This window comes from Parasphingorhabdus pacifica, assembly GCF_054779195.1.
The window spans coordinates 354,916-375,200 of the sequence record NZ_BAAGYS010000008.1; the positions used below are offsets into that span (position 1 = coordinate 354,916).

At 67.8% G+C, this 20,285-nt stretch carries 17 protein-coding genes; 7 read left to right on the plus strand and 10 right to left on the minus strand.

Annotation, left to right across the window (positions count from 1 at the left end):
• The first annotated feature begins 118 nt into the window (after positions 1 to 118).
• Positions 119 to 1,513 (plus strand): FAD-binding oxidoreductase, encoded by a 1,395-nt coding sequence (locus ACYVAN_RS13305; RefSeq protein WP_460959326.1) that lies wholly within the window; start codon positions 119 to 121, stop codon positions 1,511 to 1,513.
• Positions 1,514 to 1,540: 27 nt separating this feature from the next.
• On the opposite strand, the gene ACYVAN_RS13310 is transcribed toward ACYVAN_RS13305, so the two are convergent.
• Genes ACYVAN_RS13310 through ACYVAN_RS13330 form a run of 5 tightly spaced genes read right to left on the minus strand, consistent with a single transcriptional unit; the run spans position 1,541 to position 8,697 of the window.
• Positions 1,541 to 3,766: a thiamine pyrophosphate-dependent enzyme gene (locus tag ACYVAN_RS13310; protein ID WP_460959328.1), complete on the minus strand. Its 2,226-nt coding sequence runs from the start codon at positions 3,764 to 3,766 to the stop codon at positions 1,541 to 1,543.
• Positions 3,763 to 4,716 (minus strand): LysR substrate-binding domain-containing protein, encoded by a 954-nt coding sequence (locus ACYVAN_RS13315; protein WP_460959330.1) that lies wholly within the window; start codon positions 4,714 to 4,716, stop codon positions 3,763 to 3,765. The genes ACYVAN_RS13310 and ACYVAN_RS13315 overlap by 4 nt, the downstream gene beginning before the upstream one ends.
• A 15-nt stretch (positions 4,717 to 4,731) precedes the next feature.
• Positions 4,732 to 5,913, minus strand: coding sequence for a Glu/Leu/Phe/Val family dehydrogenase (locus tag ACYVAN_RS13320; protein WP_460959332.1), 1,182 nt, complete (start codon positions 5,911 to 5,913; stop codon positions 4,732 to 4,734).
• 46 nt (positions 5,914 to 5,959) lie between these two features.
• Positions 5,960 to 7,114: an NAD(P)/FAD-dependent oxidoreductase gene (locus tag ACYVAN_RS13325; protein WP_460959334.1), complete on the minus strand. Its 1,155-nt coding sequence runs from the start codon at positions 7,112 to 7,114 to the stop codon at positions 5,960 to 5,962.
• Complete coding sequence (locus ACYVAN_RS13330) at positions 7,111 to 8,697, minus strand: aldehyde dehydrogenase family protein (RefSeq protein WP_460959335.1); 1,587 nt, start codon at positions 8,695 to 8,697, stop codon at positions 7,111 to 7,113. Before ACYVAN_RS13330 ends, ACYVAN_RS13325 begins: the two co-directional genes overlap by 4 nt.
• Before the next feature lie 356 nt (positions 8,698 to 9,053).
• Between ACYVAN_RS13330 and ACYVAN_RS13335 the strand changes: the two genes are divergently transcribed.
• The gene (locus tag ACYVAN_RS13335; protein ID WP_460959337.1) at positions 9,054 to 9,848 is read left to right on the plus strand and encodes an SAM-dependent methyltransferase; all 795 of its coding nucleotides are present in this window, start codon (positions 9,054 to 9,056) and stop codon (positions 9,846 to 9,848) included.
• 58 nt (positions 9,849 to 9,906) lie between these two features.
• Entirely contained in the window at positions 9,907 to 10,041 is a 135-nt protein-coding gene (locus ACYVAN_RS13340; RefSeq protein ID WP_460959339.1) for a hypothetical protein, read from the plus strand.
• A gap of 134 nt (positions 10,042 to 10,175) precedes the next feature.
• Here ACYVAN_RS13340 and ACYVAN_RS13345 read toward each other — a convergent pair whose 3' ends face one another.
• A complete protein-coding gene (locus ACYVAN_RS13345) occupies positions 10,176 to 11,807 on the minus strand; it encodes an amidohydrolase (protein ID WP_460959341.1) in 1,632 nt (543 codons plus the stop codon).
• A gap of 94 nt (positions 11,808 to 11,901) precedes the next feature.
• On the minus strand, positions 11,902 to 12,735 hold the full coding sequence (locus ACYVAN_RS13350) for a hypothetical protein (RefSeq protein ID WP_460959343.1): 834 nt from the start codon (positions 12,733 to 12,735) through the stop codon (positions 11,902 to 11,904).
• Between the two features lie 591 nt (positions 12,736 to 13,326).
• Between ACYVAN_RS13350 and ACYVAN_RS13355 the strand changes: the two genes are divergently transcribed.
• The 4 genes from ACYVAN_RS13355 (at position 13,327) to ACYVAN_RS13370 (ending at position 17,865) form a co-directional block, all read left to right on the plus strand.
• On the plus strand, positions 13,327 to 14,493 hold the full coding sequence (locus ACYVAN_RS13355; protein ID WP_460959961.1) for a Glu/Leu/Phe/Val dehydrogenase dimerization domain-containing protein: 1,167 nt from the start codon (positions 13,327 to 13,329) through the stop codon (positions 14,491 to 14,493).
• A 325-nt stretch (positions 14,494 to 14,818) separates the two neighbouring features.
• Positions 14,819 to 15,022, plus strand: coding sequence for a cold-shock protein (locus ACYVAN_RS13360; RefSeq protein WP_460959344.1), 204 nt, complete (start codon positions 14,819 to 14,821; stop codon positions 15,020 to 15,022).
• A gap of 157 nt (positions 15,023 to 15,179) precedes the next feature.
• On the plus strand, positions 15,180 to 16,121 hold the full coding sequence (locus tag ACYVAN_RS13365; RefSeq protein ID WP_460959346.1) for an NAD-dependent epimerase/dehydratase family protein: 942 nt from the start codon (positions 15,180 to 15,182) through the stop codon (positions 16,119 to 16,121).
• A gap of 370 nt (positions 16,122 to 16,491) precedes the next feature.
• Positions 16,492 to 17,865, plus strand: a complete 1,374-nt coding sequence (locus ACYVAN_RS13370; RefSeq protein WP_460959348.1) for an FAD-binding oxidoreductase — start codon at positions 16,492 to 16,494, stop codon at positions 17,863 to 17,865.
• Positions 17,866 to 17,920: 55 nt separating this feature from the next.
• Here ACYVAN_RS13370 and ACYVAN_RS13375 read toward each other — a convergent pair whose 3' ends face one another.
• Genes ACYVAN_RS13375 through ACYVAN_RS13385 form a run of 3 tightly spaced genes read right to left on the minus strand, consistent with a single transcriptional unit; the run spans position 17,921 to position 20,269 of the window.
• Complete coding sequence (locus ACYVAN_RS13375; RefSeq protein WP_460959350.1) at positions 17,921 to 18,394, minus strand: thioesterase family protein; 474 nt, start codon at positions 18,392 to 18,394, stop codon at positions 17,921 to 17,923.
• Complete coding sequence (locus ACYVAN_RS13380) at positions 18,391 to 19,356, minus strand: 3-hydroxyacyl-CoA dehydrogenase NAD-binding domain-containing protein (RefSeq protein WP_460959352.1); 966 nt, start codon at positions 19,354 to 19,356, stop codon at positions 18,391 to 18,393. The genes ACYVAN_RS13375 and ACYVAN_RS13380 overlap by 4 nt, the downstream gene beginning before the upstream one ends.
• 25 nt (positions 19,357 to 19,381) lie before the next feature.
• Positions 19,382 to 20,269 (minus strand): beta-keto acid cleavage family enzyme, encoded by an 888-nt coding sequence (locus tag ACYVAN_RS13385; RefSeq protein WP_460959354.1) that lies wholly within the window; start codon positions 20,267 to 20,269, stop codon positions 19,382 to 19,384.
• Between the last annotated feature and the right edge of the window lie 16 nt (positions 20,270 to 20,285).

Sequence of the window (20,285 nt, forward strand, 5' to 3'; positions counted from 1 at the left end):
TGGTCGGCACGCAGCCAGCCGGTGCTCGTGACGGGACGTGACGCGTGGACGGGTGCCCGCCTCGCGAATCGTGAACTTCGTTAGCGTAGGGCCCCGGAACAGTGAGCGGGAGGCGATCATGTCGGAGAACCAGGTCAGCGCAGTCGCGGCATTACGTGCGGCACTTCCGGACCATCTGATGATCACCGATCCCGATTCGCTGGGCCGGTACGCCCACGACGAGGCGGAATGGGCGCCCTACGGCAAGCCCGCCGCGGTCGTACGGGCGAGCTGCACCGCGGACGTTGCCGCGACGGTGCGGATCTGCGCCGAGTACGGTATTCCCGTCGTCGGTCGAGGTGCGGGCACCGGGCTTTCGGGTGGGGCGAACGCGGTGGACGGCTGCGTGCTCGTGTCGTTCGAGGCGATGGACGCCATCCTGGAGATCAACCCGCGCGAACAACTGGCCGCCGTGCAACCCGGCGTCATCAACGACGACCTACGCGCCGCTTGCCGCGAACAAGGCGCCTGGTACCCGCCCGACCCCGCCAGCTCGCCGTGGTCGACCATCGGCGGCAACGTTTCCACCAACGCTGGTGGACTGTGCTGCGTGAAGTACGGGGTCACCCGGGACTACGTGCTCGGCGTGGAAGCCGTGGTCGGTGATGGGGAAGTCGTCCGGCTCGGACGGCGTACCGCCAAAGGCGTGGCGGGCTACGACCTGTGCGGGCTGATGGTCGGTTCAGAGGGAACGCTCGGCCTGGTCACCGAGGTCACCGTGAAACTCCTGCCCGGAGAACGAGCACCGGAACGGACCGTCGTCGGCTACTTCGACTCGCTGGTGACGGCGGGCGAAGCGGTGGCCGCGGTGGGGTCCTCCGGGGTAATTCCCTCCGCGCTCGAACTGCTCGACCGGCATTGCCTGCGCGCGGTCGACGAATGGAAGAACATGGGGCTCAGCGACGACGCCGAAGTTCTGCTGCTCGGTCGTTCCGACGCCCGGGGCGAAGCGGGGGAGCGCGAAGTGGAAACCCTCATGCGCTGCTTCGACGAGGCCGGCGCCACCTGGAGCACCCACTCGACCGACGAGCACGAGGCCGATGCGCTGTTCGCGGCCCGCCGGTTGGCCTACCCGGCGCTGGAACGTCTCGGACCCCTGCTGACCGAAGACGTCTGCGTTCCCCGCGCTGTGGTGCCGGAAATGCTGGCGAAGGTCGAAGCGGCCGCGCAACGCCACGACACCCGCATCGCCAACATCGCGCACGCAGGTGATGGAAACCTGCATCCGCTGATCATCACACCGGCAGGCGACGAAGCCGCCAAGGAACGAGCCCAGCGGGCATTCGACGACATCGTCGAGGGTGCGCTCGAACTCGGTGGCACGGTCACCGGTGAACACGGCGTCGGACTGCTCAAGCGCAAGGGCCTGCACGCCGAGCTCGGTCCTGCCGTTGTCCGAATGCACGATTCCGTGAAGCAGGCGCTCGACCCGGCCGGAATCTTCAACCCGGGCAAGGTGTTCGGCACGCCGTAACCGCCCGCCGCGCACCTGCCCCGCTGATCAAGGCTTGGCCAGTCGCACCGCTGCATGCTCGATCGTCTCCTCGTCGAGCAGCACGTGCGTGGCCGCGGCGCCGAGCGGGATGAAGCTGTCCTCGCTGGTGACACGGGCGATCTGACCGTCGAAACCCCCGTCGATCAGTGCCGTGACCACCGATTCGGACACGCCGCCGGAGCGGCGGGTCTCGTCGACGATCAGAGCTCGGCCTGTCGCCGTCGCCGCGGCGAGCAGATCCTCCACCGGGAGTGGAGCAAGCCACCGAAGGTCGAGAACGCGGGCATCGATGCCGCGTTCCCGCAGGCGGCGGGCCACCCGCAGGCTCATCGGCAGCCCGTTGCCGAACGTGACCAGGGTCAGGTCCGTGCCTTCTCCGTGCACTCGCCCGCGGCCGACCGGCACGTGCGGTGCACCCGCTGCCGGGTAGTCCGCGAGCCAGCTGCCGTCACCGGATTCATACAGGTCGCGGGTGTGGTAAAGCGCGATCGGTTCGAGGAAGACGCATACCCGGCCGTCCACCTGCGCCGCCGCCACACAGGTGCGGAGCATCGCGGCGGCGTCGTCCGGACGCGACGGCGAAGCGACCACCACACCGGGAATGTCCCGCAACGCGGCCACACTGTCGTCGTTGTGGAAGTGTCCGCCGAAACCCTTCTGATACCCGTATCCTGCGATGCGCAGCACCATCGGATTCCGGTACCGGCCGTTCGAGAAGAAGCTCAACGTGGCGGCCTCACCACGAATTTGATCCGCGGCGTTGTGCAGGTACGCCAGGTACTGGATCTCCGGAATCGGCAACAGACCCGACAACCCGGCCCCCAGCGCCGTGCCGAGGATGCTCTGCTCGTCGAGCAGCGTGTCGAACACCCGGTTTCCGCCGAACCGTTTGCGCAGACCCCGCGTGACCCCGTAGACGCCGCCCTTGCGCGCCACGTCCTCACCGAAAACCAACACGCGCCGATCCCGGTCGAGCTGCTCGGACAGGCAACGGTTGATCGCCTGGGCCAGTGTGACCGGGCCACCGATGCCCGGCGTCCCCGAAGCGTCGTCGAGCGAGTGCTGTCCACCCTCCGGTGCTGCCGAGACGCGCCGCGCGACGGCGTCCGGATGATCCGCGGCGATGGAGGCCATCACCTCGGAAGCATCGGCGAGCTTGCGGCGTTCGAGCGCGTCTTCGGCCAGCCGCGCCACCTCCGCGCGCACGCCCTCGTAGCGGCGGATCACCTCTTGCGGGGCGAGAATCCCTCGCCGCACGACCTCCCGCGCCGTTGCCAGCAGCGGGTCGCGCTCGTAGTCGGCGAGGATCTCCGTACGTGCCCGATACCCGGATTCCACATCGGAGCCGGCGTGGCCCATCAGGCGGACCGTGCGCAGGCGCAGGAAGGCGGGACGCCGGTGCTCCCGAACCCAGTCCGCGGCTTCCCGGGCTACCACCAGGCAGCGGACGGGGTCGTCACCGTCGACGTCGAAGTACCGCAATCCGGGGTGCTGCCCGTAACACGACTCGATCCAGCCAGCCGGGGTACGCACGCTGATCCCGATTCCATTGTCCTCGCAGACCAGCAACAACGGCATCGGGATGCCCTGATGGGTGCAGTGCAGCGCCGCGTTGATCGCGCCCGTGGCGGTGGAGTGGTTGACCGAGGCGTCCCCGAAACTGCACGCCACGAGGGAATCCGGTGCCCACTCGTGCTCGATTCCCAGCCGCGCGGACCGGTCGAGGGCGAACGCCAGCCCGACCGCCCGAGGCAGGTGTGAAGCGATCGTCGAGGTCTGCGGGATGACTCCGCAGTCACCGTGACCGAATACCTTGTGCCGACCGGCCGAGATCGGCTCGTCGGCCGAAGCGACGATCCCCAGCAGCATGTCCCGGAGCGGGTCCTGCCGGGGAACCTGACGTGCCCGGCGCACGTAGAACCCGCCCGAACGGTAGTGCAGCAAGGCAGGATCGTTCGGACGCAGCGCGGCGGCCACCGCGGCGTTCGACTCGTGCCCGGACGAGCCGATGCTGTAGTAGCCGACCCCGCGCGAGCCGAGCAGGCGAGCCGTGAAGTCGACGTGCCTGCTGCCTGCCTGGGCATCGAACAGGTCGAGCAGCTCACGCGCCGGATACCGGTCCGCTGTCTGGGCCGCTCGGGCGGAGGTCGAAGCCGGGGTTGAGCCGAGCTTCCGGACCGTGGTGCGGAAGTGTTCGTCGATCGGCTCGGGTCGCGTGTTCGTGCTGTTCAAGTCTGCTCCGCCGTGTTTCGTCCGACGTGCTGCCCGATGTCGGTGTGCCAGCTCGCCGCGAGTGCAGCGCAGGATTTCGCCAGGCACTCCAAGGCGATCGGCAGCAGTGGATTCGTGTTCTGCTTCCGGTAGAGGGCTTTGACGCGCCGATGCGGTTGCCATCCGGCGATCCGGCTGGTGCGAACCCGAGCATCGTCGAGCGCCAGGCTCGGCAGGGCGGCCACTCCGAGCCCGCGGGCCACCAGATCACGCACCACGGAGTAGTCGTTGCTCCGGAAAATGATTCGGGGCACGAACCCTCCGGCGGCGGCCAGTCGCACCAATGACCGTGCTCCCGCCGTGTCCTGTCTCGTGCAGATCCAGGCGTCCGTCGCCAGGTCGTTGAGGTCGACCGCGTCCGCCCCCGCCAACCGGTGCGACTCCGGCAGAGCGACTCGTAAAGGCTCGGCCATCAGTTCCTCAACGCACAACTCGATCGGCCACTGACGCGGGTCGAGGTCGTACTCGAACACCACGGCCGCATCCACCACACCGTCGAGGACCCCGTCAATGACCTCGTCCGGTTCCCCCTCGTCGAGCTGGACCTCTGCCTGGGGGCGTTGGGCGACCACGGTTGCCAGCACTTCCGGAAGTACCTGCGCATTGGCGGTGGAGAAACTGGCCAACCGCAGGCTCCCTTCTTCACCGACCACCATCGACCGCACCTCCCGCTCCAGAGCGTCCAGCGCCCCCAACGCGTCGCGGCTGCGTTCGGCCAGCCGCAACGCCAACCCGGTGCTGCGGGCGCTGCGCGCTGCACGCTCGAAGAGCGGCGCCCCGACGGCGCGTTCGAGCAGGACCATCTGCTGGGAGACCGCCGAGGCGGTGTAGCCGAGCGTCCGGCCCGCCTCCGCGAACGAGCCGGTCCGCACGCACTCCTGCAGGGTCCGGAGGTGGATGGGGTTGAGCACTGTTTTCCTCCCGGCTCATCTCGCCGCAGCGGGCATCGCCGCTCCGGGGGCGTTGGGGGAGAGTTGGCCGCGCAACACCATGGCCGTGCGGACCCGGTCACGAGCGAGCTCCAGGGCTGCCTCGTGCGGGAGCACGCCCCTGTCCCTGGCTTCGTCCAGCACGAGCTCGGTGTTGTGGCGGGAGCGCCGTTCCACCTCGCGCAGGATCGAGGCGGGCTCCGGGCGGAACGCCGAGCGTCGGGCGTCCATCGAGAACCCGGCCGCGACAGCGCCGCCCGCGTTGGCGATGAAATCCGGAACCACAGTGATCCCGCGATCCGCCAGCACCGCCTTGGCTGCCGGGGTGGTCGGCAGGTTGGCGCCCTCCACGACGAGACCGGCGCGGATCTCGGCGGCCACCCGCTCGTCGATGACGTCCTGCCCTGCGGCGGGGACCAGAACGTCGCAGTCGACGACGAGTTCTTCGCCGCATGCCGACCGGTGGGCAAGGGATGCGGTGCGGACGCAGCCGTCGCCGAATTCGGCGCGGGCGGCGATCCACCGCCCCATGTCGAGCCCATCGGGATCGTGCACCGCGCCCGCCACCGTGGACAGCGCGACGATCCGGGCCCCGAGTTCGTCGAGGCGCCGCGCAGCGGCAGCCCCGACCGCGCCGAAGCCCTGCAGCGAAACCCTGGCGTTCTCGATCGACCGCCCTTGCCGCGACAACGCCGCGTGGACCGCCTCGGCGACCCCGTGACCGGTCACTCCGAGCTCGTCGTACGGCACACCACCCAGAGCTTCGGGTACACCCACGGCCGCACCCCGGTCCCCGAGCTCGTCCTGGATGATCGCCGCGTCCTTTTCGGTCATCCCCATGTCCAGCCCCGCCACGTAACTCGCAGGGATCTGGTCGGCGAGCTTGCGCGCGAACGCGCGGACGATCCGTTCCTTGCCCGGCGAGTTCGGATCCGCGTTGATGCCGGCCTTCGCCCCACCGTGGAACAGGTCGACGGCGGCCCACTTCCAGGTCATGACCCTGGCCAGCCGAGCGATCTCCTCGACGGTGACCGACGGGCTCATCCGCGTCCCGCCCTTTCCCGTGCCACGGGCGGTGTTGTCGATGACGAGCACGCCCCGCATGCCGGTGCGCGCGTCCGAGACGCAGACGACCTTCTCCGGTCCCCACTCGTCGATGTGCTGCAGCAGATCCGTCACGATGACCATCCTTCGCCGGTGCTGGAGGTGGAACGGCGGTGCGCGTTCAGATGCAGTTGCGCTCGGGCCGCGTCTGCGAACCGGCGAAGCGGGTCGCGTGCAGGCCGCTGATGTCGATCGCCGGGGTGTAACCGAGCACGAGGTCGCGCATCACCTCACCCACTGCCGGGGCTTGGAGAAAACCGTGCCCCGAGAAGCCGGTGGCGTAGAGGAACCGGTCCGGACCGTCGGCGGCGCCGACGAGCGCATTGTGGTCGGGCGTCACCTCGTAGAGCCCTGCCCAGCCGTGCGCGATGCCCACGTCGGAGAGTCGCGGTGCGCGGCGCTGTACGGCGTCGGAGAGCCTGCCGAGCCACTGGTCGTCGGTACCCAACCGGAACCCGTACTCCTCATCCGGATCGGACATGCCGATGAGCAGGCCGGGGTCTTCTTCGTGGAAATAGAAGCTCGTGGCGAAGTCGATGGTGAACGGCAGGTTGGGCGGAAGCTGGTCGATCGGCTCGGTCACCAGGATCTGCCTGCGCAACGGCCGCACCGGCAGATCCACGCCGAGCATGTCGCCGACCTCGGCCGACCACGCACCCGCCGCGCAGATCACGGTGGAGGCTTCGATCGTCCCCGCTTCGGTGTGCACGCCGGTGACACGGCCGCCGGTCGTCTCGACCCCGGTCACGGCGCAGTGCGTCCGCAGCACCGCGCCGTGTTGCCGGGCCCCGCTCGCGTAGCCCTGAACAACGGCTTCCGGAGTGCAGTGTCCGTCGGACGGGGAGTACGCCGCCGCCAACAGCCCGTCCGGGACGACGAACGGTGACATCGAGCAGGCTTCGTCCACCGTGAGCATCCGACTCGGAACCCCGAACCCGTTCTGAACGTCGACGCCACGCTCGAACGCGTCGACGTCGTCGGGCTCCGAGAGCAGGAACAGGTAACCGTTCTGGCTGAGGTCGATCTCGCCCCCGGGACGTTCCGAGAACTTCTCGAACGCCCGCAGGCTGCGGGCGCCCAGCTCGATGTTGACCGGATCGGAGAACTGGGCACGAACACCGCCCGCGGCCCTGCTGCTGCTTCCGGACCCGAGCTCAGCACGCTCCAGCAACATGACGGAGGTTCCGGCCTCGGCGAGGTGGAAGGCGATGCTCACGCCGATCACCCCGCCACCGATCACGACGACCTGGGCTCGTTGCCGGAGCAATCCGCTCATGCGTGACCCCCGAGTTCAGGGGGAAGCCGGTAGTCGAGTTCGGGTTCGACCGTGTCGACATCCATTTGCGCCTTCTGCAACTTGCCCGAGAAGTCCCAGTTCAACGACTGCCAGCGGGTGAACTGGTCGAGGACCCACATGCCCGACAACCTGCCGCCGTTGCCGGACTTGCCATTCCCGCCGAAGGGGAGGTGCGCCTCGGCGCCGGAGGTGGAGTTGTTCACACTGACCATTCCGGCGCTGATGCCCTCGCGGAAGCGGAACGCGGTGGCCGGATCACCGGTGTACACCGCGGCCGAGAGTCCGTAGGCGGGGCGGTTGCCCAGCTCGATCGCCTCGTCGAGCGTCTCGAAGGTGGTCACCCCCACGATGGGGCCGAAGGTCTCGTTGAGGAAGATGTCGTCGTCGGCGCGCATCCCGTCGAGCAGGACAGGGTGGTAGAACAGCCCGGCCTCCGGGTCGCCCTCGAACCCGGCACGGGGTGCCGACGCGGTGATCCTGCCGGTCGAATCCGACCCGAGCACGGTGTGGTGGTCGGCGATCTTGCCGAGGATGCCTTCGAAATTGTCGGCGAACTTCTGGTCCAACATGGGACCGAAGAGCACATCACCCGACGGAACGCCGACCTTCGCGGCGCGGAGGGCGACATCGAGGCGGGAGACGAACTCGTCGTGGATCTCGTGGTGCACGATCAGGTTGCCCAACGAGGTGCAGCGTTGCCCGGCCGTTCCCCAGCCGGAAAAGAGCGCACCTTCCACCGCGAGGTCCAGGTCCGCGTCCCGTTCGACAACCATCGGGTTCTTGCCGCCGAGCTCCAGGCACGGGTTCTGCAGGTATCGGCCGCACAACTCACCGACCCTGGACCCGACCGCGCTAGACCCGGTGAAACCGACCTTGTTCACGTTGCCTTCCTGGAGCGCGGTCTCCAGCCCCCGGAAGGTGGATTCGCCGTCGGTGTGCACGAGGTTGAGCACACCGCGCGGCACACCCGCGCGCCACGCGAGTTCCGCGACCGCACGACCCGCCGCGGAGGCGTACTCGGCAGGTTTCCACACCACTGCGTTGCCGCTCAGCAGCGCGGGTACCAGGTACCAGGACGGCACGGCGACCGGGAAGTTGCCCGCGGTGATCACCACGGCGACTCCGACCGGCTCCCTGAAGGTGAACAGCTGCTTGTCGGGCATCTCCGAGGGCACCGTTTGCCCGTAGAGCCTGCGCCCTTCGCCGACGAAGAAGTCGCAGGTGTCGATGATCTCCTGCACTTCGCCCAACGCCTCGGTGCGCGGCTTGCCGATCTCCCGGGTAACCAGCCGGGCGAGCGACTCCTTGTTCGCCTCGACGAGCCGGCCCAGTCCCGCGATGACCCGCCCGCGTACCGGGGCCGGGACCTGCGCCCACTCGCGTTGGGCGGCCTTGGCGCTCCGGGCGGCGTCCGGGATTGCCTGCGACCCCGCCATCCGTACCCGCGCGACCACGTCGTCGAGCCGGGACGGGTTGCGCGAGAGGTACTCGTGGCCGCCGGTGTCCGACGTCTCGGCCCTCGAGTTCGGGCCGATCACCGAGCTCAACGTCGTCGACTCCACCGACACTCACCTCTTCCTGTTCGTCCCTGCCATCGGTTCCGGCTCGGGCACGGCATGTGTGTTCCAGGCCACGACCGAGCGTCCGGGTTCACCGTAACCGGACACCTGCCCGCGAGCGGAGGATCAGAAGAGTGATTTCTGTTCGGCCTGAGGACCAGTACCGCTGTTGCTCCGATCGAGACCGTCCGGACGTGGGAATCCGCTGGCGGCTCACCGGCTGGTGCGGAGCTTTTTCGCTCCGGACCGTCCGAGTTTCCCGCCGTGCGCCGGAACCGGTGCGCGAATGGGGGTTTGCGGTACTGGGCGGTGTTGTTAGCGTGCGGGAAATTCGGCGTGAGAACGAGGTGTTCTGTTCAGTGGATCCTCAGCAGCAGATTCCGGGTGGGGTCGACGTCACCCGTCCTAGTGCGGCCCGGGTATACGATTACTACCTCGGTGGAGCGTGCAACTTCGCATCCGATCGCGAACTCGCCAAGCGGGTCACCGAAGCCGTCCCCTGGGTCAACGACCTGGCCCGGGAGAATCGGGACTTCCTCCGCCGCGCGGTGAAAGTGTGCGTCGACAACGGGATTCGCCAATTCATCGACGTCGGTTCCGGAACGCCGACGGTCGGCAACGTGCACGAGGTCGCCCAGCAGCTCGATCCACGATGCCGGGTCGCCTACGCGGACAACGAGAAGGTGGCGGTCGAGCACAGCCGCATGTTGCTCGAGGACAACGACCGCGCTCTGGTGGTCGAAGCGGACCTCCGCGATCCGGATGCCATCCTGGGTTCGCCGGAAGTCCGGGAACTCATCGATTTCGACGAACCGGTGGCCCTGCTGATGGTGGCGGTGCTGCACTTCGTACCGGACTCGGACGAACCGGGCGCGGTCATCGAGCGTTACCGGGAACTGCTCGCGCCGGGTAGCCACTTCGTCCTTTCCCACGTTACCGACGACGTGCACCCGGACCGGATCCGTCAGCTCGTGGACCTGTACCGGGGCAGCACGAACCCGGTCACCACACGTGAGTACGCCGAAGTGGAAAGGTTCTTCGCGGGGTTCGAGCTGCTCCAGCCCGGCGTGACCTGGACCGCGGCCTGGCGGACGGAGGCACGCGAGCACCCCGAGGACTGCGCCGTCTACGCGGGAGTCGGGCGGAAGCGCTGATCGGAGGATCATAGCGCGCAGACCTCCGGGTTTAGCATGCCGCAAGCGGGGCGCGTGGATGAACTACAACGAGCAGGCCGCCCAGCTTGCTGGCGCCAAGAGCGAGCACGCGTGGTTGAAGCAGGCCCCGTCGCACGTGCTGCAACAAACCCTTATGGAGCCTGTGGCGACCTCGGGGTTGCCCGGTCTGTGAAGCAGGAGCCAGCACCCCCGCAAAGGGGCCACGCACCAACCGGCTCTAGCGCTGGTTGGAACCCCCGCCGTTAGACGTGGGGAGGAAGTCAGCCGCAGTCCTGATCCGCGCGGGGCCGGGTTCGAGCCCGCGGGTCAGGTTCCGCGGGAGTGCACGATGCGACCGTCGACGAAGGTGAGATCGACGAGCGTGTCCCCGATTTCCTCCGGACGGAGCTCGAACGGGTCGCGGTCGAGGACGACGAGGTCGGCCCGCTTGCCGATCTCCAACGACCCGGTGTCCCGGTCGAGGTGGTTCACCCATGCGCTCCCGGCCGTGTAGGCTGCGAGGGCGTCGGTCAGCTGCAGTCCCTCTTCCGGCATGAACGGTTCACCGTTGTCGGCGGAATCGGTTCGGTTGACCGCGGCGTGGATCGCGCGCATCGGGTCCACGTCCGAAACCGGCCAATCACTGCCTGCGGCGAGCACGGCGCCCGCTCCGCGAAGCGAGCGGAACGGGTACTGCCACTCGGATCGCCGATGCCCTAGCCGGGGCACGGTCAGCTCGACCATCGGCGCGTCGTAAATCGCCCAGGCCGGCTGGATATTGGCCACCACGCCCAGAGTTCGGAATCTGGGGATGTCGCCGGGACGGACCACCTGCACGTGCGCGATCTGGTGTCGCAGCCCCCTGTGGCCGTTGCTCTCCGCGGCCTCGCCGAGGGCGTCGAGCGCATCCTTGATGGCGCGGTCCCCGATGGCGTGGAAGTGCACCTGGAAGTCTTCCGCATCGAGCAGTCGCACCGCCCTGGCAAGCGCCGAGGGGTCCACAAAGGAGAGTCCGCTGCCGTGTGCGCCGAGGTACGGCAACATGAGCGAAGCGGTGAAGTTCTCGCAGACGCCGTCCTGCATGATCTTCACCGTGTCGGCGTGGAAACGCTGTCCGCGTGCTCGGGCCCGGCGCTCGCGGAGATCCTCGATCTGTTCGACACCCCGGTCCCGATCCCACCACAGCGCGCCGCTCGCTCGGCCGGTTAGCAGTCCGCGTCGGTCGAGTTCGACGTAGGTGGGCAGCGCGTCGGCGAAACCGAGGTACTCGCCGACGATGGCGTCGTGCCAGCTCGTCACCCCGTGCGCGTGCAGGTGTCGTTGGCCCGCCAAGAGCGCGTCCTCGTACTCGCGGTCGTCCGCACGGGGCAGGCATCGGCTGACGAGGTCGACCGCTCCCTCGTGCAGGGTCCCCGCCGGTGATCCGTCGGGCTCCCGCTCGATCCAGCCATCCCCGGGCGATGGGGTGTGCCGGTCGATACCCGCGATTCGCAGCGCGGCGGTGTTGACCCATGCGCTGTGGTGGTCCTGGCTGAACAGGCAGGCGGGGCGTTGGCCGGTGACCGCGTCCAACCGCTCGCGGTCCGGGGCGCCGCCGGCGAAGTGCCCCATGTCCCATCCGCCCCCGAGCAGCCAGCCCCGTTCCCCGTGGGTGAATCGGTACTCCCCGATGTGTCGCAGGCAGTCGGCGGCATCTCGACTACCGGAGAGGTCGCACCGCAACGACTGGAGTCCACCGTAGACCGGATGCACGTGGGCGTCCTGAAAGCCGGGAAGCAGGTGTCTTCCACGGAGGTCGATCACTTCCGTTCGCGGACCGGTGACCTCGCGAACGCGTGCGCTGCCCAGAGCCTGGACACAACCCGCCCGGATGGCCACCGCGTCGGTGCACGAACGGGCCGAGTCCATCGTCGACACCGTGCCACCGACGAGAGCGAGGTCCGCGAGTGCGTCCACCATGCCACCTCCTGCCGCGCCGGAGCGCCCATTGTGCCGGTGTGGCCGGACGAGCTGTCACGGGGACCGGTGACGTGGTGGCCGGGTGCGGAACGGGTCAGGAGCGGAACTCGCCGGTAATAGAGGCGACAGCCTGGTCCCTGGTTCGCTCGTCAACGTCCGGGACCCGGAATCCGCTCGCACGGATGTGCGCGGTCAGCTCGGCTTCCGGTGAAACGTTGTGGTGGCGCAGGTAGTAGCCGACCGCCCCCGGCCAGATCCAGCTGCCGTCGGTGTGGAAGGTCAGCGGTACCGACAGCGGTTGATCCGGGGCGAGCTGGTCGGTGTCCCAGCTGCGGGCGGCCAGCACGATCGGTGCGCTTTCGAGGTACTGCACGAGTTGTTCGTGTTCCCCGGCGCCGATCCCGGGACGGTCGAAGGTAGGGCGACCGTCGTCTCCCTGGTCGAAGACCTCGGCGACCCGCAGCGCGGTTCCGGGCGCCCCGGCCCGCTCCGCGAGCCAGGACGGTGTGTTCGCCTCGGCGCGCGGATACCGGGTCAGCTCGTCCGCGTACGCCTCGACCGGTGGAGCGGCCCGCCACGAGGGCTCGTAGTCGCCGTTGAAGTCGACGCTGTAACTGCCGCCGTGCTGGAGACGGTAGAGCGCGCTGATCCAGGTCCCCCGGTCCGGCCGATACATGCCGTGCCGCAGCTGAAGGAAGAGGGTTTCCACCTCGGAGTGCATGCCCAGCGGGACGACCGTGCCGTTGGGGGCGACCAGTTCGGCGGCGAGTTCACCGTGGTCGCCGATCGCCCGGTACTCGATGTGCGCTTCTTGCCAGAGCGGGGGGAGGCTCCGTAGGACGATGCGGCCGATCTGCTGGATGATCTGCTGTTGGGTGGTCTCGTCCAGCGATCCCGGCTCACTGTGGGGTGGCCCCGGTTCGGTCATGCGTGCATCCTCCCAGTCGCCCCGACGCGGTCGGGGCGGTTTCGCTCATCTGCGGTCGGCGCTGTGCCCGTCGTCCGAAGCGGCCGACGCCCGCCGACCGAGAGCTTAAGGCCCGCCGGGCGGGCTCGAGCAGGGCCGGCCGCTGCTGTCGGCGCTACTGCGAACGGAGCCGTCACCGGTTCGCGCGGGATGTCTGCCGCCCCGTCGCTCGGGCCGCCCCGGCTGACTTCCGATGGCTCCTCGAATGTCGGATCCGACGATTGTTGACAATAAATCCGCGGCGGGTTTAGCTTCAATCCATCGTCAACCAGGCACGGAGGTGACCATGCGGGTACATGAGTACGGCCATCCGCGCCCCCTCCGTTGGTTGGCGTCTTCCACGCTCTGGCTACGACATTCATGACCTTCACCGCCGGCCCTCGCCGGCGGTGACGTCGATCGAGTAGCGCGTGTTGCCGACTGGTGTGAAACCGTCGGCGGAGACACGCCCCTTCTGTAGGTACACCGGTGGGTGCGGCGACCCGTGCCCATTTCATGCACTGCACTCGGGAGGAGGTACGGCCGGTGGCACTCGTCGATCGCGACCCGCTGATGAGGGTGACTTGGACAGACCCCGTTACGGGCAAGCGCGGATACCTGGTTGTCCATAGCCTGGTATCCGGGCTGGCGACGGGCGGAACCCGGATGCGTTCGGGATGCACGATGTCCGAAGTGGAGGACCTTGCCCGTGGCATGGCGCGCAAGACCGCGGTCTTCGGTCTGCCGGTGGGCGGAGCCAAGGGCGGGGTCGACTGCGACCCGAAGGATCCGGCGGCGAAGGGTGTGCTGAGTAGGTTCGTCGAGGCGATGCGCCCGTGGATCGACGCGCACTGGGTGACCGCCGAGGACCTGGGGGTGCCGCAGCACCTGATCGACGAGGTTTTCGAGGAGGTCGGTCTCCAGCAGACGTTCCACGCGGCCATCCGGCGTGCGCCGGACGTCGAGCACACGCTGCGCCGGGTGCGAGCGGGGCTCAACGCGCCGGTTCCAGGTGGCCTCCTGCTCGGCGACGTGGTGGGCGGATACGGTGTCGCGCAATGCTGCCTGGGCGTGGTCCAGGCTCGTGGCTGGGACGCGGAGAAGACCACGGTCGCGGTGCAGGGACTCGGCACGATGGGCGGTGGCGCTGCCTGGTACCTGCACGAAGCGGGCCTGAAGGTCGTGGCGGTGGCCGACGCGGCGGGTGCTTTGTTCGACCCTGAGGGTCTGGACATCCCGGCGCTGCTGGACCTGCGGGATCGCTTCGGCGAGGTGGACCGCTCGCAGTTGCCGGACGGGGTGCGTCAGCTGGCCCGTGATGCGGTGCTCACCGCCGAGGTCGACGTGTTGATCCCCGCTGCCGTCTCGTACGCGATCACTCCCGAGCTGGTGCCCGACGTGTCGGCCAAGGTACTCATCGAGGCGGCGAACACGCCGATCACGCCGGAGGCCGAGGAAATGTTGGCAGCCGGAGGTGTGCCGGTCATTCCGGATTTCGTCGCGAACTCCGGTGCGGTGGCGTGGGCCTGGTGGCTGCTGCTCGGTCGCGTCGACGCCGACCCGGTGCTGTCGTTCAGCGTTCTCCGGGAGGAGATGCTGGCCAAGATCCCGCCGCTGATCGGCGCGTGGGATGCCGACGGCACGACTCCGAGGACGGCTGCGCTCCGCCTGGCCGATCGGCAGACCGAGCAGAACAGGGTTGCCGAGGCCGAAGGCCGACTGCTGGTCAGCATTCCTTGATCGGCCGGGAGGGCGCGCCGCGAAGTCGATCGCTCGGCGCGCCCATGCCAGTTTTGCGCCCATTGCCAACCGCAATTGGTTGACGGTTCCAGAAAAATGTCGTATCCCGACTTCGAGTGACAACTGTGTGACAACCCGGTCCGGTAGTGCTAGCGTGTGCGCAGTTGCAGTTTTGGTTCCCATAAGTACTGGAAAGTGCCTGCGAGACTCGTTGTGGCGCAGGCACTTTGTTGTGCCGGAGGCCGTTCGGCCAAGGGTGATCATCTCGGCGACTTGGGGTCTACGAAGTGTTGGCCCTGGCCATCTGAAGTAGGAGTAAAAGAGAATGGCTACCGGTACCGTTAAGTGGTTCAACGCTGAAAAGGGTTTCGGCTTCATTACCCCGGACGGGGGAGGATCCGACGTGTTCGCCCACTACTCGGCGATTGACGCCACCGGTTTCCGTACGCTGGATGAGAACCAGCGCGTGGAGTTCGAGATCGCCCAGGGGCCGAAGGGCCCGCAGGCTGCTCAGATCCGCTCGGTCTGAGTTCGCGGCTAACGAGCGAGTGGCCCGCGCCGAGCCGGCGCGGGCCACTCGTCTTTCACTCGAACCGCTAGTTCTGGCGTTTTGACGCGTGGTTGGCACGCCGTCGGGGGTAGTCTCCCGGAGGCCGTTGCCAGTAACGACGCCATGCGAGGTCCTCGTGTCCCTGCGTGTTTTCGTGGTCGGCGCCACGGGTGTGGTGGGCCGTACGCTGCTGCCTCAGTTGAGTGCGCGTGGTCACCACGTGACCGCCCTGGTCAGGCGGGAAGGGCAGGAGGCGGATCTGGCGGGTGTGGACGAGGTCGCCACCGCCGATTTGCTCGAGCTCGAACCGTTGCGGTTGGTGCTCAAGCAGGCGGCCCCCGACGTGGTGATCCACCAAGCGTCCGCCTGGCGTGGCTCGGACGTCGAAAGCGCCATGCGGGCCACGGCTCGGTTGCGCGATGTGGGGACCCGCAACCTCGTGACCGCATCGGTCGATGCGGGGGTTCCGCGGATGATCGCGCAGAGCACGGTCGCGGCGTACTGCCCGAACGGTCACGACGTACTCGACGAGGAAGCTCCGTTGTGGACCGACGCTCCCGGTGTCTGGGGCGAGGCGGTCCGGGCGGTCGCTTCGCTGGAGGAGACGGTGCTGACCAACCCGGGGATCGAGGGCGTGGCTCTTCGCTACGGTGCCTTGTACGGGCCCGGAACCTGGTATGCCCCCGGCGGCCTCATCCACGAACAGGTCCGGGGCAGTGCGCTGCCGCTGGTCGAAGATCACGTCGGCTTGACCTCTTTCACGCATGTGGACGATGCGGCGAGCTCGGTACTCGAAGTACTTACGGGTGGTGATCCGGGGGCTTTCAACGTGGTGGACAACGAACCGGCGGAGTGCGCCGAGTGGTTGCCCGCTTACGCCAGGATGGTCGGTGGCCCCGCCCCCGTGTCGTTGACGTTGGAGCAGGCCAAGGCGCAGTTGGACTGGCTGACCGTGCATCAGCTGACCGAGCAGCGAGCTGCGACGAACTTTCGCCTGCGGGAGACGATGGGGTGGCGGCCGGGGTGGCCCAGTTGGCGGGAGGGTTTCGCCACGATGTTCGGGTTGTGGCCGGGTTAGTGTCGAAATGTCCGGCCGCCGGCTGGACGCGTCGGTTTTCGCGGTTCTGTGGAACTCGCGTGCCGGGAGATTGTTCCCGGCACCCGTTGGGTGGTATCGGTGAGCGCACCGATACCACCTTTTGTTTTCGGTGCAGATATCTTAGTTCCGCGATTATTCGCATCGGTGCGGGACACGTGCGGACACCGCTGCTGTATCCGTTGTGGTGGCTTTCCGTGATCGGTCGTGACACGAAAGGAGCAAGGTAGGTCTCGGGGCGGGTTTCAACTGTCACACATCGCACGTCTGGGCAGGCGGCGGAATCTGAAGTAATTTCTTCGGAGACCGGCAGTGTGGCCTTCGATCGGGTTTGGGGATCAGGATGACCGCCATGGAAACAGCGCATCCGTTGCGTGATTTACTCCCCGCGGAAAGCGTGATCGACGACCCCGACATCCTGCGAGCGCACCGTAAGGATCGGGCCAACTTCTGTCCTTCCGGCACCCCGGCCGTACTGGTCCGAGCTCGGTCCACTGCGGACGTCGCGACGGTGTTGCGGTGGGCGAACGAGCAAGGCGTCCCGGTCGTTCCGCAAGGTGCACGCAGCGGACTGTCCGGAGCGGCGAACGCGTCGGATGGGTGTGTCCTGCTGTCCACGGAGAAGATGGCCCGAGTGCTGGAGATCGATCGCGAAGAGCAGATCGCGGTGGTCGAACCCGGTGTGGTGAACGCGGACCTGGCAGATGCGGTGGCTCAAGAAGGCCTTTTCTACCCCCCGGACCCGGGTTCGCGGAACATCTCGACCATCGGCGGCAACGTCGCGACGAACGCGGGCGGGATGTGCTGCGTGAAGTACGGGGTCACCGGTGACTTCGTGCGAGGACTGCAAGCGGTGCTGGCCGACGGTCAGGTGCTGCGGACCGGAAGGCGCACGGCCAAGGGCGTGGCCGGATACGACTTGACCCACCTGCTGGTCGGTTCCGAGGGGACGCTGGGAGTGGTCACCGAGGTCACAGTCGCCTTGAGGCCTGCGACCGCGCGGCCGCTCACCGCCGTCGCCTTCTTCCCGACCATCGCCGACGCCTGCCGCACGGTGGCTGATTACCTGGGGGAGGGCCACCGCCCGTCCGTGCTGGAGTTCATGGACGCACCCACTGTGCGAGCGGTCGCTGGAATCGCCGACCTGGGATTTCCGGAAGACATGGCGGCAATGCTGATCGCGCGCTCCGATAGCGAAGGCACGGCGGGTGCCGAGCTGGCGGCGTTCGGGCGAATCGCAGGCGGATTCGCCGCCTCCGACGTCGTGGTGGCGGACGATCCGACCGAAGGCGATCTACTGATGCAGGCTCGGCGGTTGGTCGGCGACGCGGTGGAGCGCCTCGGATCGTTGCTTATCGACGACGTGTGCGTGCCGAGGCGGAACCTGGTTCATCTTGTCGACGGGATCCATCGGATTGCTGACGAACACGGGGTGCAGGTGTTGTGCGCGGGCCACGCGGGAGACGGCAACATGCATCCCACGGTGGTCTTCGACGGCGACGACCCCGGCGAAACGGAGCGCGCGCGCACCGCTTTCGACGCGATCATGGCGCTGGGTCTGGAGCTGGGAGGAACGATCACCGGTGAGCACGGGATCGGTCACCTCAAACGCCATTGGCTCGGCGCGGAACTCGATCCGACGGCGTTGTGGGCGCAGCGCGCGATCAAGCGGTCGCTGGACCCGAACGGCATCCTGAACCCGCACCGAGTACTGCCGGCCGAGTGACCGCGGCCGCCACCCACGGTCGTGTTCACAGACCGCGGGCGGCAGCCGGGCGACATCAGGTGCCGGTGTCCGACTCTCGGGTCGCTCGGGGAGTCGGTTGTGCTATCGAACGCCCCGCCCATTCGGGTGGTGATTCGAGCACGTTTTCGATCTGCTCGACGACCTGGCCCGAGAACTCGACGGCTCGCTCCACACCGACGTGCACGGCGAGGATTTCCTCGGTCGCGACGAGAGTGTCGGCCACCGTCATCTCGTGGCAGATCCGGAGCTTCTTCGGTCCGGACCCGACGAGCCGGGTCGTGACGATCAGTTCGGAATTCGGGGGCACCTCGGCGAGGTAGCGAACATGGGCCTCGACGGTGTAGAGCGAGCATCCGGTCTCGGCCCGGTACCGCTCGTCGATGCCGATTCGCTCCATCAGCGCGTCGGTGGCGAACCCGAAGACCAGCACGTAGTACGCCTCGCTGAGGTGACCGTTGTAGTCGATCCATTCCGGAAGGACACGGCGGTGCAACACGTTGGCGCTCAACGGGGATCTCCGTTTCGGACCTGCTCGACCGCGCGGATCACGGCAATCACCGCGCGGTCCCGATCGGAGACGAGATCAGCGACGCTGCGTCCGTCTGCCGCGTCCTCGCAACCATCGACCATCCGGTCACGTAGGTCGTCGGTGAGTTCGGGGGCTTCGAGCCGGGTCCAGGGCGATTTCAGCGACGGCCCGAAATGGTCGAGCATGTGGGCCATCCCGCCCTCGCCGCCTGCCAGATGGAAGGTCAGGCACGGGCCGAGCAGCGGCCAGCGGAGCCCGGGGCCTTCGGTGATGGAGGTGTCGATCTGTTCGACCGTGGCCTCCCCGTTGGCGATCATGTGCAGCGCTTCCCGCCAGATCGCCTCCTGGAGCCGGTTGGCGATGAAGCCGGGCACTTCTTGGTCCATGGTGATGACCGACTTGCCCGCGGCGGTGTAGAACTCCGATGCCCACCGCACGGCCCAGTCCTCGCTGAGTTCGCCGCCGACCACTTCGACGAGCGGGATGAGGTAGGGCGGGTTGAACGGGTGCCCGACCACCAAGCGTTGCGGGGTGGGGCAGTGTTGCTGCATGTCGGTCATCGGATATCCCGAGGTCGACGATGCGACGACGGTGCGGGACGGGGTGGCCGCGTCGATCCGAGCGAGCAGTTCCTGCTTGAGCCCGAGATCTTCGGGGGCGCTCTCCTGCACGAACTCGGCCTCGGCGACGGCTTCTTCCAGGGTGTCCGCCATGGTGAGGTTGTCCCTGGTGGCACCCTGGGCGAGGCCGAGTTCGACCAGGGCGGGCCAGGCGGCGTCAACCAGGCGGCGCAGCTTCTGCTCGTAGTCGGCGGCCGGGTCCCATACGGTGACCCGGTAGCCGCGTGCGAGGAAGTGCGCGACCCAGCCGCCGCCGATGACACCGGCACCGATGCAGGTGACCCGAGTCGCTTGGGTGGGCGAGGGGAGAGAGGTATTCACGCTGTCCTCCGATGGTTGGCGCGGGTCAGGAACGCGTTTCGAGTCCGAGCGTCCGGCGGGCTTGGTCCGGGGTGGCGACGTTCGAGCCCATGGTTTCGACGATCGTGGCCGCGCGTTCGACCAAGCGGGCGTTGTCCGCCTTGACGCCCTTGCTCAGGTAAAGGTTGTCCTCCAGGCCGACCCGGACGTGCCCGCCCAGCAGCGCAGACTGGGCAACCCAGGGAAGCTGGTTGCGGCCGATGGAGAAGCTGGTCCAGTTGGCCTCGGCGGGAAGCATGTTGACCATGGACTGGAGCACGCCGGGATCGGCGGGCGCGCCGTACGGGATTCCCATGCACAGCTGGTACAGGGGCGGGGCGTCGATGAGGCCTTCCGCGAACATCTTGTTCGCGAACCACAACTGGCCGGTGTCGAAGATCTCCAGCTCCGGCTTGACGCCGAGTTCCTGAATGCGCCTGGCTCCGGCGCGCAGCATGTCAGGCGTGCTGATGTAGAGCTGGCTGCCGTCTCCGAAGTTCAGCGAGCCGCAGTCCATCGTGCAGATGTCCGGTAGCAGCTCTTCCACGTGGGGAAGCCGCTCGATGCCGCTGACCAGGTCGGTCCCGTCGAGGGGCTGGAGCGGGTTCTCCGGGTCGATGAACAGGTCACCACCCATGCCCGCGGTCAGGTTGATCACGACGTCGATGTCGGCTTCGCGGATGCGCTGGAGGACCTCCCGGTAGAGCCCCGTCTCGCGGGAGCCCTGCCCGGTCTCGATGTTGCGGACATGGATGTGAACCACGGCCGCGCCGGCATTGGCGGCGGCCACGGCGTCGGCGGCGATCTGTTCCGGCGTGACCGGTACGTACTCGCTCTTGCCGACGGTGTCACCGGCACCTGTGAGTGCGGCGGTGATGATGACCTCGTTGTTCATCGGAAAAACTCCTCGT